The organism is Methylocaldum szegediense, assembly GCF_949769195.1.
In the GTDB taxonomy this organism is placed as follows: domain Bacteria; phylum Pseudomonadota; class Gammaproteobacteria; order Methylococcales; family Methylococcaceae; genus Methylocaldum; species Methylocaldum szegediense.
Genome location: NZ_OX458333.1, coordinates 3,827,387 through 3,842,493, shown reverse-complemented (window position 1 = coordinate 3,842,493; position 15,107 = coordinate 3,827,387). Strand labels below are relative to the sequence as shown.

The window sequence follows — 15,107 nt, the reverse complement described above, 5'->3', positions numbered from 1 at the left end:
ATTCGACATGGAGTCTATCCTCGGATTTGCGCAAGATCATGGCCAAAGCCGAGCCCACTCTGAAAGCATGGCGCGCCCTGCGTCTTCACGCACGGTCTTCGTCAATGGGCGGTTTCTAGGGCAGCGCATTACCGGCATACAGCGTTACGCCCGCGAAGTGCTGGCGGAACTGGATGAGATTCTTGCGGCTGGCGAAGGTAATGGCATCAACATAAGGGTACTGACCCCGCGAGGGATCTCCGCCCCCGTCTTCCGCGCGATTACGGTCGAACCATGCGGCCGGTTCGAAGGCCATCTTTGGGAGCAATGGGATCTCCCGTGGCGGGTACGCGATGGCTTGCTGTTCAGCTTTTGTCCGACCGGTCCGTTTGTAAAAAAGCGGCAAGTCGTTACTGTCCACGATACCTCTGTAAGCCGAATTCCCACGGCCTTTAGCAGGCGGTTCCGTATTTGGTACGAGTTGGTGGTACGGTCCATAATCCGCCGCTCACCGCTTACGGTCACCGTGTCTCGCTTCAGTGCCGGCGAAATCGCCGAATGTTACGGGATTGAGCCGGGTCGCTTAAGGATTGCCACAGAAGGATGGCAGCACTTGAACCGGGTTTCGCCGGATACGGGCATTCTCGATCGCCACAACTTAGCTGGAAAAGCCTTCGCACTGGCGGTAGGAAGCCCGACGCCCAACAAGAATTTTTCGGCGATCGTCCAGGCGCTGGAACTACTCGGGACCGCGGCACCGTGCTGTGTCGCCGCAGGAACCGTTGATCCCGATGTTTTTCGAGTCGCGAGGTTTGCGCCGAATGCGATTGTTAGAGTGGGTTACGTTTCCGACGAGGAGTTGAAGGCACTATACCAGAGCGCAAGCTGCTTCATCTTTCCCTCTTTTTTTGAAGGTTTTGGCATACCGCCTTTGGAAGCCATGGCTTGCGGTTGTCCGGTGCTCGCGTCCAAGACGCCGGCAGTGCGAGAGGTATGTGGCGATGCCGCCCTTTATTTCGATCCTAACCGGCCCGACGAATTAGCGAGGCTTCTTCATGATGTCTTTGCCGATCCAGAGCTCCGAAGGCGCTTGTCCGCCGCAGGGCTGGAACAGGCCAAACGCTATTCGTGGCGGGAAGGTGCACGACTGAATCTCAAATTCATGGAGGAAGCCTTATGCAGGTCTTGAGTGGTCCTTTGCGGCATGCGCAGCGTCAAGCGTACGGCTCGGTTAACCTGACCGAAAGTTACGCTGGCGCAACAACAGAAGACACCAGGCTTGGAAATGCTGTCGCAAGTCAACCGCACGAGCACCTGAAAGTTGCCGTCGTTCACGAATGGCTGGTCACCTGGGCAGGCTCGGAAAAAGTCTTGGAACAAATCCTCAAGGTCTTTCCACAGGCCGATCTGTTCGCCCTGATCGACTTTCTGCGCGACGACGAGCGGGCCTTGTTGGGCGGACGACGGGCGAAAACGAGTTTCATCCAGCATCTGCCGCGAGCCCGAACCGCCTACCGCAACTATCTTCCCTTGATGCCGTTGGCCATCGAGCAGTTCGATCTCTCGGACTACGATCTCGTGATCTCGTCCAGCCATGCGGTTGCCAAAGGGATAATCACCGGGCCGGATCAGACACACATCAGCTACGTGTATACACCCATACGCTATGCCTGGGATCTTCAGCACCAATATCTGCGCGAGGCGAAGATGGAAACGGGCCTGAAATCCTGGGCGGCGCGGGCGTGCTTGCATTACTTAAGAATGTGGGATGTCCGTACCGCTCACGGCGTGGATAACTTCCTGGCTTGCTCGGCATTCGTCGCGCGACGTATTCGTAAGGTCTATGGTCGAGACGCGACCGTGGTTTATCCACCAGTCGACACCGCCCGTTTCACGCTACGAACAGACAAGGAGGATTTTTATCTGGCCGCTTCGCGCATGGTGCCTTACAAGCGCATGCCGATGATCGCCGAAGCTTTCGCGGCAATGCCTGATAAGCGATTGGTCATAATCGGCGATGGCCCCGAGCTGGAAAGGGTGAAGTTCCTGTCGCGCAGAGCGCCCAACATCCTCGTCATGGGCTATCAGCCGCCAGAAGTCCTTGCCGATCACATGGGACGCGCCCGGGCATTTATTTTCGCGGCACAGGAGGATTTCGGCATTGCGCCGGTGGAAGCGCAGGCGTGTGGAACCCCGGTCATTGCCTACGGCGCGGGTGGCGTCCTGGAAACCGTTGTCTCAGACCCCGATCCGCAGCGGCGTACTGGTCTGTTTTTCCACCAACAAACGGCGGCGGCACTGTGCGATGCCGTGCGGGAATTCGAGGCGCTTGGCGAATTTAAGCCGGAGGTTTGCCGTTTGAACGCAGAACGGTTTTCACACGAGTGTTTTCAACAACGGCTGCGGCAAGCTATCGGCGTTGCACTCACTTCTGCACCCGGGCATGTGGCTGAGAATCCAAGCCTTCAGCGGGCTGTCCGATGAGCATTGCAAAAAGTACGCTGGCGAACTTAGCCGGGGCGTTCACGCCCTTGATCATAACACTCGTATCCGTGCCACATTACTTGCGGCTCATCGGCGAGGAACGCTACGGCACCTTGGCAGTAATTTGGTCTCTCCTGGCTTATTTTGTCTTTTTTGACTTCGGGCTTGGCCGTGCGCTCGCCCAGCGTATGGCGCGCCTTGGAAAAGCAGGTGACAGGGAGCGTAGCGACCTACTCTGGACTGCGCTACTCGTAAGCTTGCCTCTAAGTTCTTCAGGTGGGCTGATTCTCTGGATTTCCGCCGAGTGGATCTTGGTTCATGTTGTCGGCATGACACCGACACATTGTAAAGAAGCATTGTCGGCTATTCCCTGGCTAGCACCAACCCTTCCCCTGTTGATCTGCGGATCAGTCTTACAAGGTGCTTTGCATGCGCGAGAGCGCTTTGTAGCAAGCAACGTGGCTAGTGTAGTTGGCAACGGGTTTTCTCAACTGGTGCCGCTGCTGATCGCAATGCTGGGCTACAGAGATTTGGGTAGCTTGGTGCCGGCCGCCTTGAGCGGCCGACTGATCACCGTAACCTTGCTCGGCGCGATGTGCTGGCGCTATGTCCCACTGCGCGTACGAGCGAATTTTCAGCGTTCGCATGTTAAACCACTGCTCAGCTACGGCGGCTGGTCTTCCGCCGCATCAATGGTTGCGCCATTCCTGGTAACGGTGGACCGGATGGTCATCGGTGCTATGGGAGGAGCCGCGTCAATTGCCTATTACACGATACCGTATAACGTCGCAGCTCCGCTTACGCTGATCTCGCACAGTCTGACCGTCGCACTCTTCCCCCGTCTCGCAGCCACTTCTTCAGCGAACGCTCGTTGTATTTCCGCCGACGCGACCCGCAATTTGGTTGCTGTCATGACCCCTATCGTTATCGGCGCTCTAGCCGTCGCGCATCCGTTTCTCGCTCTTTGGGTCGGGCAAGAGTTCGCAGCCTCTGCGAATGGTGTTAGCGAACTGATTCTGTTGGGCGTCTGGACCAACAGTACGGTGGTTGCTCACTTTTCGCGCCTCCAAGCTACTGGGCGAGTCAAAACGATATTTTTCACTTATCTGATTGAAATTCCGATCTATTTTCTCTTCCTTTGGGTAGGGCTTCGTACGTGGGGTGTTTTGGGCGCTGCCGCCGCCTGGTCTTTGCGTGTTCTCCTCGATGCTGTCTTGCTACTGTCAGTCGGTGGAGCTTTCTGGCAAACAGTCAAGGATACTTTCCCGGCGATGGCGCTTGTCGTCACATCGTGGGGCTTGGTGACATTCGTCGATTTCTACTCGCCCCTCAGATGGGTCGGTCTTCTCATCTTGATGGCTCTATCGATGGCTTTGAATTTTCCTTTAATCAAACGGGTCAGTGCTCTCGCCTTTTCACGTTAGCTGTCCGTTTTGCCGAGTTTTAAATAGTGGGATTTTAAAAAAAGTTCAGTCTATGACGCCCATTCCAAGTAACGATGCAAAATGGCCGGAGTACGGTATCGAACACGTTACCTGTTGTCCGGTCTGCAGCGTGCAGGAGCGCTCTCTTCTTCATCAAGGTTTGGAGGACCGTATCTTCTTTAGTGCACCTGGACGGTGGAACATGTACCGTTGCGGCGGGTGCGGCTGTGCCTATCTCGATCCCCGTCCAACTCTGGAAACCATCGGTCTTGCTTATACCCGCTATTACACTCATACCACAGCAAAACCTAATTCGTCTGAAGATCTGACGGGGTTACGTGGATTTCGAAAAAAGCTTGCGAATGGTTACCGGAATTGGCGGTATGGCACTCAATATCAACCCGCATCCATATTCGGAGTGCTCGCGGCTTTTCTTATTCCTGGAGCTCGCCACTCCATCGATATCGCATTCCGGTTTCTTCCACGTACACATTCTCGTTCAAAAGTCTTGGACGTAGGCTTTGGAAGTGGTGAGTTCCTAAGTTATGCCCGCGACGCCGGCTGGACTGCGGTTGGCGTAGATATTGACCCTGAGGTTCTCAAGAATGGACGCTCCAAAGGGTTTTTGGTTAGGCACGGGGGAATAGAGGCTTACGCAGATGAAAAGGAAAGCTTTGACCTCATTACGATTAGCCATGTGATTGAGCACTTACATGACCCAGTGAATACCCTGTCACAGGCATATACCCTACTCAAACCGGGTGGAATCCTTTGGCTCGCTACGCCTAACATCGACAGCTACGGGCACGCTAGATACGGACGCCACTGGCGCGGTCTTGAGCCACCGCGTCACCTCGTTGTTTTTAATCCAAAAGCTTTGCGAAAGCTCTTATCAGATCTCGGATTTCAACAAATTCGGCTTATTTCCCAGGCGAGCGCAACCCGATTTTTGTTTGCAGCAAGCGAGCGGATCAAGAAAGGAATCGATCCCTATGATGAACGCCATCATGTTCCATCATGGCGGGCTTGGCTGGCCGTGCTAGCAACGATCGGACGCTTGGATAAATCAGAAATTATAAATCTTACTTGTATGAAGCCCGAAACCCCATGAGTATCGGTTATCCAACACGGATACCAAGGGAATCCCGACCAGATTCCGGACCCGGTGCGAGAGATAGATTTCACGTCCTTTCACTTATGCACTGTAGTGACGTTGAAGTTTATTTTCTAAGCCAGGCTCCGACCGGCTTGTCGCATCTCTTGGTGAATGCCGATATGCGACCTATTTGTTCTGATTGAGATGTCGATGGAAAGCAAGCTTATGGGACCCAATAAAAAGCACTCAATCGCAGTTATATTGGCTACTTACAATGGCGAGCGTTACCTCAACGAATTGCTTGATAGTATAGAAAATCAAGATGTTCTCCCAGATGAATTAATCATTGGGGATGATGGGTCAACTGATAAAACGTTACAGATTATTGCGAACTTCAAGAAGAGGTCCCGGATTCCGATTACCGTCGAGGTAAATAAAACACGACTCGGCTATGGTGAAAACTTCTTACGCACAGCATCATTAGCGAAATCAGATCTCATTGCCTTTGCTGATCAGGATGATATATGGCTGCCATCTAAGCTCTCAACGTGCCTTCAGTCGTTCGACGACCCCAACGTTGCCATGTGTGCTCATACAGCAATCTTAATCGATGAATACGGAAAGGAAATCGGATTGTTTTCACAAGGTATACACAAAGACTGTGTATACCAACCTGGAGAGCTGGAGCCATGGGGAGTATTCGCTGGTTTCAGTATTGTGATCAGGCGTTCTATCCTACAATCCATTTCAAGGCATATACGGGGACTGGCTAGTCACAGCGTGAATGTAAAGTGTGCGCACGATCGGTGGGCCTATTTTCTTGCAGATGCGTATGGAAAAACAATTACGATTTCAAAGCCATTGGTAAAATACAGGCAACACAGTGAAAATCTTTTTGGGAGCGGACAAAAGGGAACCTTTGCAGCGATTAGAGATACCCTTCAAAATATCAATAACGTCATTGCGCGATCCAAGATTTATATCGCTATTGCTGAACATCGTGCACGTTTGTTAGAAGAAGCAGCAGCCCAAGCTACGGATCGGAAAACCGCTGCAATATTACTTAACGCATCCTCTAGGTGGTCAGCGATAGCAAGAAATGAAAAAGCGAGATGTGAAATCTACATGGAAAAATCGAATGCAAAAAAAATACTGCGGTTATGCAGAAATATCGTATCCGGTACATACAAAACGAAGCGCTCCATATCAACTAAACTTCGCGCCTGTTTCAAGGATTTTATTTATTGTTTTATATAGCTTCTCGATAAGATCATTTTTATATTTGTTAATGTTTATTAGATACGTAACCAGGCCGTTTATTTATCGACTCTGCTATTCAATCCGGTAGACCGCTTGGCAGATTTCTAATCCGTAATGTCTTTATACAGCGTTTTTATGGCCATGAAAATACAGGTAAACTTCTATAAGTTAAAGATTTTGAATAATAAATTTGTTTTTAGTGTATTTTTTTGAAGTTGAAAACGCTGTACCTCAAAGCGTACTGTTCGAGCTGGATCGATATGATTTTAGTAGTGGGGATACCGACGGCTGGACGCCGTGAGCAATTGACACGAACGCTGCTTCAACTCGGCAGACAAACACGCTTACCCGATCGTGTGATTGTTTGTCCAGCCAATATCGATGATTTTGATGAATCAGTGGTGGCGTCGCTACCTTTCCGGATATCGGTTGTTAGAGGAAACCGTGGAACCTGCCCACAACGGAACGCAATATTATCGGCATGTGAGGATGCAGACGCGGTGGTTTTTTTTGAGGACGACCTTTACCCGGCACCCGATTATCTCGAAGAAACAGAGGCAATGCTTGTCGAGGATCCGTCCATCGTTATTGCAAGGGGTCACATTGCCGTAGACGGTGCCAAGGGTCCTGGCATCGAACACGAGGAGGCACTTCGTCTACTTGATGGACTTCAAGAGTCTCCGCTAAGAGAGGAAGCGATTGAGGATATCTACGCAGCGGCAGGAGGCTGTATGACCGTCCGCATGGCACCCGTTTTAGCTCATGGGATTCGTTTCGACGAAAACTTGCCGCTATATGGCTGGTTAGAAGATATCGATTTCAGTCGCAGCATGGCTCCTTATGGCCGTATCGTTATCAACCGAAGGCAACGTTGTATCCATCTCGCCACTAAGAGAGCACGTACCTCCGGCATAAGATTCGGTTATTCACAGATAGCGAATCCTGTCTATATGTGTAGAAAAGGAACCATGTCCTACAGGTTTGCACTCAAGCATATAGCCAAAAATTTAACGGCTAATATCGTTCGCTCCATTGCCCCCGAAATCTGGGTAGACCGACGTGGCCGATTGAAAGGCAATTTGTTCGCCCTAGGCGATCTTCTTCTTGGCCGTATAGATCCACGAAATGTTCTTCAATTGGAATAATGTACTTTGTCCGAAAAGCCTTCAATTTAGCCCAGTTTTTCTTGTAGCTGTGAGATATTAGCCCCGATAAATTACCCGTACTAAATAATGTGCAAAGGCACCGTGCAAAAAAGCGCTCGCCATTTCTATGGCATCCTCTATAGGAAAGCGGAAATACATAGGATTTGAAAACCCTAGCCTCAGTATCAAAAATATAAGGAAGGATCTGAAAATGGCCGCCTTTGAAAAGCGGATAGTTGAAATAGACGGATTGCGTGCGATCGCAATGACAATGGTAATTGCGCAGCACTGTGGTCTTTTGCCATTTGGCTGGACGGGCGTTTGGTTATTTTATGTAATCTCCGGATTTGTAATTACGCGCGGCTTTCTAGCGGAGGATGATGCCGTTCACGGCATTCGAAGGCGTTTCGCCGTTTTCATGCTTCGGCGTTGTTTTCGGATAGTTCCAGTATATCTACTTTATTTAGCACTGAATGCCGTGCTGCTTGTGACATTGAATGATTTCGGGCATCTCCGAGACTTGCTATATCTCGGGACCTTTACTTTCAACTGGTACATGATATTCGGATATAATCCAGAGACTCCGGGTTGGAGCGCGTTCGGTCATCTTTGGACACTCAGTGTCGAAGAGCAGTTTTATTTGTTCTTCCCGTGGATCGCCCTCGTAGTACCCGTTCGCTCACGGGTTCCTATAACCCTTTGTCTCATTATTCTAGGACCTGTAATTCGGTACTTGTATGCAGAGGCGGTCGCTCCATTAAGAAATGATCCAGAGTGGACTGCTTTTGCGGTCTATGCTTCGTCGATATGCCATTTCGATGCTTTCTTGTTAGGTTCTCTTATTGCTCGATTCGAACCGAACCTTCGTGATAAACCCCATATTTCGACTATACTTTCGGCAATCGCGATAATTCTTGTTGTCGTCTATGCAGCCATATATGTCGGTATTAATAGGAGCCTCGGGGCTACTGGAATCGACGCATTCCGAAATGTGATATCGGGAGTTCTTTTCGGCCAGCATCGTGAAGTTTTCGTGTACATTATTATCGATCTATTTGCGTGCGCCGTACTCATCCACGCGATCCTACAGCGCCCCTTTTCAAGTATTCTGGCCTCTCGTATTTTTGTGGCGGTTGGAAGGATATCTTACGGTGGATACCTATTCCATGCCTTGCTGCTTTGGGGTTTGCGATATGTCTTGGAGATACATTTCCGAGAGCTTCCTATTTCCGAGCGCGCGCTCTACTTCGCTGCCGTATGGATAGCAACGATAACCGTAGCGTACACGTCGTTCCAATGGTTCGAAACACCTATTGCTCGATGGGCACGCGCGCGATTCATCGATCATCGAGTCTATAAAGTAGAGCGCCGTACTGCCGAGCCGCTGAGAAGCGGGTCCGTTTTGCTCAAAGAATGAATTCAGTGCCCTAACTCCTCTCGTGCATCAGGAAATTGGTGATCGTTCATTGGCCCACGAACGATCGATACAACGTTCAAAAAGGCTCCGCGTCTGCGCGATAGAGCAACTGTGTTGAGCCCATGTCAAGTGACCTGGGCGCGAAGAGGTTGCCAGTGTGTATGGGTCTTGACCATCGCATTGAGAATGGTCAACAGTTTTCGCATACAGGCCGTAAGCGCGACTTTTTGGGTCTTCCCCGCGGCCAACTGGTGCTGATAAGACGCTTTGCTCACAGGGTTGGTGTCGAACCGTAGCGGGCAAATTAACTGTGTTAGGGCTAGTTCATAGGGTTACTCAATCACGAAAGAGGATCACGAAGTGGTTCAGAGCCTCTTTCCAATCCTGGATCGGCATGGTCCATCCTGGGCCGTTTCGGCGGCGCTCTGTCACGCAATACGCTGGCGGCGAGCGTCATGCGGGTGGGCGAAGCCGTCCAGCCCGTGATCAACCTGCTGCGTGACCATCTACTCGGGGCCCACCTGGTGTTAGGCAACGAAAGGTCATCCAAGTGCTCAAGGAACCGGGGCGAGCCGCCCAAAGCAAAAGCGACCTATGGGCGCAGATGACCGGTTCGGGGCCACCGATTCAGCTCCTGGGCGCATTTCCAGCGTTACTTCGTCGTGAGAAGACGAGGCGGCGATCCCGAAGGCCGCCCGCGGACCGGAGCAGCCCGCCTCACGGTTTATTGCAGCCACCAGCGAACTCTACGCGATTGGGCGTGAGGCGAAGGCGAAAGACCTGACTCCGCCGCAGCGTGGGCAGGTCCTCATGGTGCGCCGTCGGCCGGTGCTGGCCAGCATCGAAGCGCTGCCAGTGCGCCATCTGCACCGCGTGATCCCGAACAGCTTACTGGGCGAGGCAGAACATTACCTCTCAGCGCAATGGCCGAAGCTGATCCGCTTCGCCGATACCGTCGGCGGGGCGAAAGCCAGTGCTAATCTCTACTCGCTAATCGAAACCTGCAAGGCCAATTGCATCGACTCCTACAGCTATCTCGCCGACTTATTCCGGAAATTGCCCCTGGCAAAACCGCCGATAACTTCGAGACTCTCCTGCCCTGGTATCTCGCCAAAGCGACGGCCTGCCCCCTTCCAATCACCGACAACCTGGTCTCACCAGGCCGACGACGTCGTAAGAGAGCGCTTACGAAATCCTGTCCAAAGAACCGGAGCCGCCGCTGAATAATCCCTTCGCCAGCGTCCTTTGCACAGTCATCCAGCGCCGAGAAAGCACGACCGGCGCGCCATATTGATGACGACATAATTCGTTGCGGAAGCACGGTTATTCTCGGAAAGGATGATGATACCGAGCGATGCACGATGCCACCGCCAAAGAACGGTGATGGCTAACATAATGCGTGAGCAACATCTAATTGTTCTATGCTGAGTAAATTCCTTATATCCAGCATTACTGCAATGCTGTATGAGGCCAAGGTCCAAGTCGGTCGTTAACGCTTGAATTATCGGAAGGATATTCGCCAGCCAAATTCTGCGAAGAAATGTGATCGTATATATGCTGAATATCAGAAGCCTTTTTTGCCAATCGCGAAGCGAATTCGTCTACGTAGGCCGTTTTGGTAGACTGTAACCCTTTTAAAACTATACCGAATGTGTGTTCGAACCGCGCCCGAGTAGAATCTTCCAGAAGATTATTGAGCGAAACCATCTCCATGCCACTTCGCCGAGCAGCATCCACAGATATGAGCCAACTTAAGTAGAACACAGAAAAAGCATCTAACTCACCGAGATGGCGAAGCGCTCTTCGCGCGACGATTTGACTGACTTTTGCCGGCACAAGCCCAGTGAAATAGGTTGCGGAAGTAAGAAGTAAATGCGCAGACGTAGGTAGCACATCACATGCCTCACGAAATGCGCGTTTCCAAACGGGGGACGATGCTAGCTGAAGAAACGTCGTAGGAAGGAAATAGTCGTTTTTCCCTGGGAAGCCGTAGGACAAAAATTGTTCTACAGGGTTGCGGTAAAGGTAGATGTGATGGCCCGGAATATGTGCAGCGATATCCGGTGCTTGTATGCCTGAACGGCAGAATCCGAAGACGGCTCTTTTTCCCCTCGATATTGCGTATCTAACGCATGCCTCAAGGTAAGATAGGCTTTTGGGTGAGACACCGCGATAAACATCAAATATGGCCGAGGTAGGACAATATAGCGAATGGAGAGGTGGTCCATAGGGAGTAACTCTTTCCTCATACACCTGGAAAAGACCACCCTTAACCTCCGGATGACAAAGGCCAACTCGTAGGCGATCGTAATTTGCCGCAACATATTTTCTCGCTTTCGCATCGCCAATGTATTCATGAAAAGGCTCATAAAATGGAAGATAATTATCAGAAGCGGCGAAGCGACTGATCAAATACGTGCTTCCAGTACGCCACATCGAGTGTAAAAAAACCGGCACCTGATCATAGGGTGCGAGTTTGATGGTAGTCGGTTTTGTCACTACAATCGACATAAAAACATCTATTTTGGTGAGCTATTTTTTCTTGCCGGACTTGCTAAGGAACCTCTAAATAAGACCAAGCTGGGTGACAGGAGTCAGGCTTAACGGAAAACACCAATGCAAGCGCACCATTCCTCCGAGTTTTTCACAGCGTCCTCTGGTCCTTTCGACTGAATTCGCCGGGCTGGGTGACCCGATCAGCGTGAGCACCTGGGCGGCATCCTCTTATTCAGAAATTTCTTAGCCACTCTTAACGGTATATGCTATTTAAGCAGTTACCCACCACTGAAATTGCTATTCGTTCTCTGAGTCTAATTTTTTTTCGGTTGGCCAGACGCGGTGTAATTGTCAAGTCCCGCATGATTGTAAACCCTCTTGCAAAAGAGATGGGGGTGGGACGTTTGCCAGTTTTTGAGAGCCTGGATCGGGGTGAGATGGCCCAAGGCCCGTTGAGGAATGTGGTGATTGTACAGGGCGACATAGCGGTGCAAAGTGGTTTCCAGATCGGCCGTGGTGTCGAAGCGATGGGTCTGCAACACCTCCTCGATGCGGCCGTTGAAGCGTTCGACCAGACCATTCGTTTGGGGCCGGCCCGGCGGAATCAGGCGATGTTCGATGCCTTGTTCAGTACAGAGGCGGTCAAACTCATGCGTCCCCGAGGGCTGCCGAGTTCGGGTCAGGAAACGGTCGGTAAACTCCGAGCCGTTGTCGGTCAGGCATTTCTGGATGCGGAAAGGCGCGGCCTGAATCACCGCTTTGAGGAAGTCCTTTGCGCTTAAGGCGGTGCGGTTGGGCTTGAGGGCGACATAGACCCAGCGGGTGGCGCGGTCGATGGCGACGAACAGGTATCGGCGGGGTTCGCCGTCGATGGCGGGCAAATACTTGACATCCAGGTGAAGGAAGCCGGGCTCATAGGCCTTGAAGGGTTTGACCTTCGCCTTCTCTGTAGGCGGAAGCAGGGTCTTGAGGGACGCCACCCCGTGGCGGCGCAGGCAGCGGTCTAGCCCGGAACGGGACACGGCGGGATTGAGAAATTCCCGGGTCACGGCCAGGAGATCATCCAAGGGGAGGAGCAGAGCTTGGCGGAGGTAGACCACGATGGCTTCCTGGGCGGGCGTGAGTGTGGTCCTGAGGGTGTGGGGCCGGTGTGAGGCATCTTCGACCGAGGAGCGGTGTTTCCACTTGCGGACGGTTGTTCGGCTAATGCCATGCTTTTGGGCCAAGGCGCGCTCGCTCAACGTGGACGCTTGAATGGCCTGTCGCACGGCCGGGGTGGTACGGGCGTTCTTATGAAGACGAATCTGCATGGTGATGGACCTTACTTGGACGAACCGAATATCTCCTGGAGAAGGCTCCGAGCTTCGAACCAAGCATAACTCCTTCTGGGTAAATAATCATACGGGACGTGATAGTTAGCGTGCGCTCCGGCATGACGTTGAGGCTTGTCAGCGCTCGTCCCAAAACCGGCAGCAACCGGTCGATGTGGGCATGGGCATGTCCGCCACTGAAACCGAAATGAAAGCCCAGAACGTCAAAAGTGGGATAGGTTTTCAGATAGTACAAAACGAAAAACAGCTTTTTCTCGTAAGAATCAAGATAACCTTTAGGGCCGCCCTGTTTGACGTGTTTTATCTCGCCCTTTTCGACACGCTCTCGATCGATGGCGAGAGCGGCCGACTCGAATACTTTGACGAGGGCTGTGAACTTCGCCTTGGGCATTCCAATCAACGATGCCACGATACGGTCATCGGTTATTTGGCTAAATTTGTCGTAGATCACGGAAGGTTTTTATATTCGGATTTGTTTGAGAAACAAGTGGGCTATCAATACCATGCATTAGCATCAGGTACAACTCTATTGATTCGGTTTCAAATTATTACTTCGGTAACTATGGAACAATCATTCCCGCTATTGCTACAAATCACTGGATATAGACGTTCCGTGTTGGGGCAATTTAGTTGAAAGCAGTGGCGATTAATGAAGAGGCCGATCACCCCATCGGGAAGCAATTCAAATTTTGAAAAGCAGATCGTTTTGTGGGGCAAGCGTTTGATGCGAGTGCGTAACAAAAGGTTTTTGTTTTCGATTTTTTCCGTATATTTGTTACTCACGACGTACTGGTTTGCCGGAATGAACACCGCATAGCTTGGCCAATCGTCGGTGTGATAGGTTCGACTATTGAAAACGCGCAGTTTGGCGATCAATTGTTCACAAACATCCTCTTTGCGCTGCCCAAACACAAAGGACAAAATGCACCCGGTGGCGGTGTCGATGGCGTACCAGAGCCAACGTGGGTTCGTCTTGCGAGCCACATAGCTCCACTGTTCGTCCGCCTGAACATCCATCGGTGAATCAAAGAGATGCCTGATTTGCGCGGCGATTTCCCGAGAGCCGATGTAAGGATTCACCGTGACCACTTCGGTGGACTTTTTGCGTGTAGATATGACCATAAGCGAACCTGCAGAGTAACGAACTCACCGGGTGGTTGTCCAAAGCCTTCACGGAGCACACCCCGTATCGGAACGAAAAAGCTTCTGAGCAGAGTATCAAGGGACCTGACATATAAGGGTCATAAGGTCCACCGGATTCTGAGACCTCGATTGCTCAAGGCAGTAATGCTGCCACCTCAGAAAAAACTGTTTCCGGAGTCGTCGATCTTACACACTCCATACCCTTGCACCCGCCGTGAAAATAACAAGGTGAACACGGCACAGAAGAAACCACCACCCGCGCGGACGGATGAAAAGGTCTCCATACCGATGTACGGGTAGTGCCCGAATAAATCGATACAACGGGTATATTGCGGGCCGCTGCGATATGTCCGGAAGCGGATTCAAGTCCTACAAGCAATTGCGATTGACTGATAGCTTCGGACATAAGTCGCCAAGGAAGTTGTCCGGAAAGATCGTGAATATCCGGCGACTGCTCCGCAATTTCACGACATATCGCCCGTTCTTCTTCACCGTGCCCCAGCAGGACAACCGATAATCCCTTATCTAGGCAAAGCTCGGCGAGCCTTTTCCAGTTTTCGGTCGGCCAACGCCTGTGAATGCCGCCCGCGCCGACGTGGAACGCGATAAATTTGTCTGGAATGCGGTATTTTTCTGCAATCGTGCGCCATTGAGAACGGATGTCATCGGATGAGTAGAGCTCTGTCCGAGCCAGCCCTAGGTGCTCCCGGCAAGAAGTTAGGATTCCAAGCAAGCGCTTGTGCCATTCCACCACATGAGCAGCGCTGTCTTCCCAATCCATTCCGTGGGTCAACAAACCGCCGAAACCGGCACTCGTCCAGCCCAGCCGAACGGGAATTCCAGCGCAAAAAAGCAAGGGAATACTGTTAGGAAAGTAAGGATAGAGATCGATCGCGAGATCGTAGCCAATCCTTCGGATCTCTCGAATTGCGAGGAAGCGTGACTGAAGATCGAGAGCGAGCTTTCGCCACAAGGGTAGGCTCCGGCGATTGAGCCGCCAATGCTCGAACGTGTGAACCCAATCGACCCGGGGATTCCCCGCCAAAACGTCAGCGGAACCAGGATGAATCAAAAAGCCGACCTGGGACTTTGGAAATGCCGCCTTGAGAACCGGTATAACGCTTGTGGCGAGGATCGTATCGCCTATGTGGGCTTGACAGCAGACCAAGATCTTACGTGGGGTAAGCCGTAAAGGCTCCCGTGACGGCTTATGGAATACCTCCAATGCCGAATCGACGGTTCTCATAAAGCCGTGCAAAACCGGATTGTGAAATAGATAGCGCCCTCGATTAGGGGCGGAGCGAATTTGATTCACAGACAGCATGAAGTACC

11 protein-coding genes and 3 pseudogenes are annotated in these 15,107 nt (G+C 51.6%); 8 read left to right on the top strand and 6 right to left on the bottom strand.

Annotated elements, in window-relative coordinates; all coding sequences use genetic code 11:
* The first annotated feature begins 7 nt into the window (after window positions 1–7).
* The 7 genes from QEN43_RS16660 (at window position 8) to QEN43_RS16630 (ending at window position 8,805) form a co-directional block, all read left to right on the top strand.
* Window positions 8–1,168: a glycosyltransferase family 4 protein gene (locus tag QEN43_RS16660; RefSeq protein ID WP_051331477.1), complete on the top strand. Its 1,161-nt coding sequence runs from the start codon at window positions 8–10 to the stop codon at window positions 1,166–1,168.
* Entirely contained in the window at window positions 1,156–2,463 is a 1,308-nt protein-coding gene (locus QEN43_RS16655; protein ID WP_084161698.1) for a glycosyltransferase family 4 protein, read from the top strand. The genes QEN43_RS16660 and QEN43_RS16655 overlap by 13 nt, the downstream gene beginning before the upstream one ends.
* Window positions 2,460–3,887: a flippase gene (locus tag QEN43_RS16650; protein WP_051331476.1), complete on the top strand. Its 1,428-nt coding sequence runs from the start codon at window positions 2,460–2,462 to the stop codon at window positions 3,885–3,887. The genes QEN43_RS16655 and QEN43_RS16650 overlap by 4 nt, the downstream gene beginning before the upstream one ends.
* Before the next feature lie 52 nt (window positions 3,888–3,939).
* Entirely contained in the window at window positions 3,940–4,998 is a 1,059-nt protein-coding gene (locus tag QEN43_RS16645; protein WP_317963424.1) for a class I SAM-dependent methyltransferase, read from the top strand.
* 195 nt (window positions 4,999–5,193) lie between these two features.
* A complete protein-coding gene (locus QEN43_RS16640) occupies window positions 5,194–6,240 on the top strand; it encodes a glycosyltransferase (RefSeq protein WP_317963423.1) in 1,047 nt (348 codons plus the stop codon).
* Window positions 6,241–6,503: 263 nt separating this feature from the next.
* Window positions 6,504–7,388: a glycosyltransferase family 2 protein gene (locus tag QEN43_RS16635; protein ID WP_317963422.1), complete on the top strand. Its 885-nt coding sequence runs from the start codon at window positions 6,504–6,506 to the stop codon at window positions 7,386–7,388.
* 211 nt (window positions 7,389–7,599) lie between these two features.
* Window positions 7,600–8,805: an acyltransferase family protein gene (locus tag QEN43_RS16630; protein WP_317963421.1), complete on the top strand. Its 1,206-nt coding sequence runs from the start codon at window positions 7,600–7,602 to the stop codon at window positions 8,803–8,805.
* 125 nt (window positions 8,806–8,930) lie between these two features.
* Here QEN43_RS16630 and QEN43_RS16625 read toward each other — a convergent pair.
* Window positions 8,931–9,086 (bottom strand): annotated as a pseudogene (locus QEN43_RS16625) (IS110-like element ISSm3 family transposase); the annotation flags it as partial.
* 117 nt (window positions 9,087–9,203) lie between these two features.
* On the opposite strand from QEN43_RS16625, the pseudogene QEN43_RS16620 reads away from it, so the two are divergent.
* Window positions 9,204–10,028 (top strand): annotated as a pseudogene (locus QEN43_RS16620) (IS66 family transposase); the annotation flags it as partial.
* 226 nt (window positions 10,029–10,254) lie between these two features.
* Here QEN43_RS16620 and QEN43_RS16615 read toward each other — a convergent pair.
* The 5 genes and pseudogenes from QEN43_RS16615 to QEN43_RS16595 all read right to left on the bottom strand — a co-directional run bounded on the left by QEN43_RS16615 (window position 10,255) and on the right by QEN43_RS16595 (window position 14,748).
* On the bottom strand, window positions 10,255–11,316 hold the full coding sequence (locus QEN43_RS16615; RefSeq protein ID WP_317963420.1) for a hypothetical protein: 1,062 nt from the start codon (window positions 11,314–11,316) through the stop codon (window positions 10,255–10,257).
* 299 nt (window positions 11,317–11,615) lie between these two features.
* Entirely contained in the window at window positions 11,616–12,611 is a 996-nt protein-coding gene (locus QEN43_RS16610; protein WP_317963419.1) for an IS481 family transposase, read from the bottom strand.
* Window positions 12,592–13,083, bottom strand: a complete 492-nt coding sequence (locus tag QEN43_RS16605) for a helix-turn-helix domain-containing protein (RefSeq protein ID WP_317963418.1) — start codon at window positions 13,081–13,083, stop codon at window positions 12,592–12,594. Before QEN43_RS16605 ends, QEN43_RS16610 begins: the two co-directional genes overlap by 20 nt.
* Window positions 13,084–13,256: 173 nt before the next feature.
* Window positions 13,257–13,763, bottom strand: a pseudogene (locus QEN43_RS16600) (IS1 family transposase); the annotation flags it as partial.
* Between the two features lie 145 nt (window positions 13,764–13,908).
* Window positions 13,909–14,748, bottom strand: coding sequence for a glycosyltransferase family 9 protein (locus tag QEN43_RS16595; RefSeq protein WP_317963416.1), 840 nt, complete (start codon window positions 14,746–14,748; stop codon window positions 13,909–13,911).
* Window positions 14,749–15,107 lie beyond the last annotated feature (359 nt).

Bases quoted from the DNA above. Each gene is read 5' to 3' on its own strand.
- QEN43_RS16660 (WP_051331477.1), top strand. From the start codon at position 8: ATGGAGTCTATCCTCGGATTTGCGCAAGATCATGGCCAAAGCCGAGCC.
- QEN43_RS16655 (WP_084161698.1), top strand. From the start codon at position 1,156: ATGCAGGTCTTGAGTGGTCCTTTGCGGCATGCGCAGCGTCAAGCGTAC.
- QEN43_RS16650 (WP_051331476.1), top strand. From the start codon at position 2,460: ATGAGCATTGCAAAAAGTACGCTGGCGAACTTAGCCGGGGCGTTCACG.
- QEN43_RS16645 (WP_317963424.1), top strand. From the start codon at position 3,940: ATGACGCCCATTCCAAGTAACGATGCAAAATGGCCGGAGTACGGTATC.
- QEN43_RS16640 (WP_317963423.1), top strand. From the start codon at position 5,194: ATGGAAAGCAAGCTTATGGGACCCAATAAAAAGCACTCAATCGCAGTT.
- QEN43_RS16635 (WP_317963422.1), top strand. From the start codon at position 6,504: ATGATTTTAGTAGTGGGGATACCGACGGCTGGACGCCGTGAGCAATTG.
- QEN43_RS16630 (WP_317963421.1), top strand. From the start codon at position 7,600: ATGGCCGCCTTTGAAAAGCGGATAGTTGAAATAGACGGATTGCGTGCG.
- QEN43_RS16615 (WP_317963420.1), bottom strand. From the start codon at position 11,316: ATGTCGATTGTAGTGACAAAACCGACTACCATCAAACTCGCACCCTAT.
- QEN43_RS16610 (WP_317963419.1), bottom strand. From the start codon at position 12,611: ATGCAGATTCGTCTTCATAAGAACGCCCGTACCACCCCGGCCGTGCGA.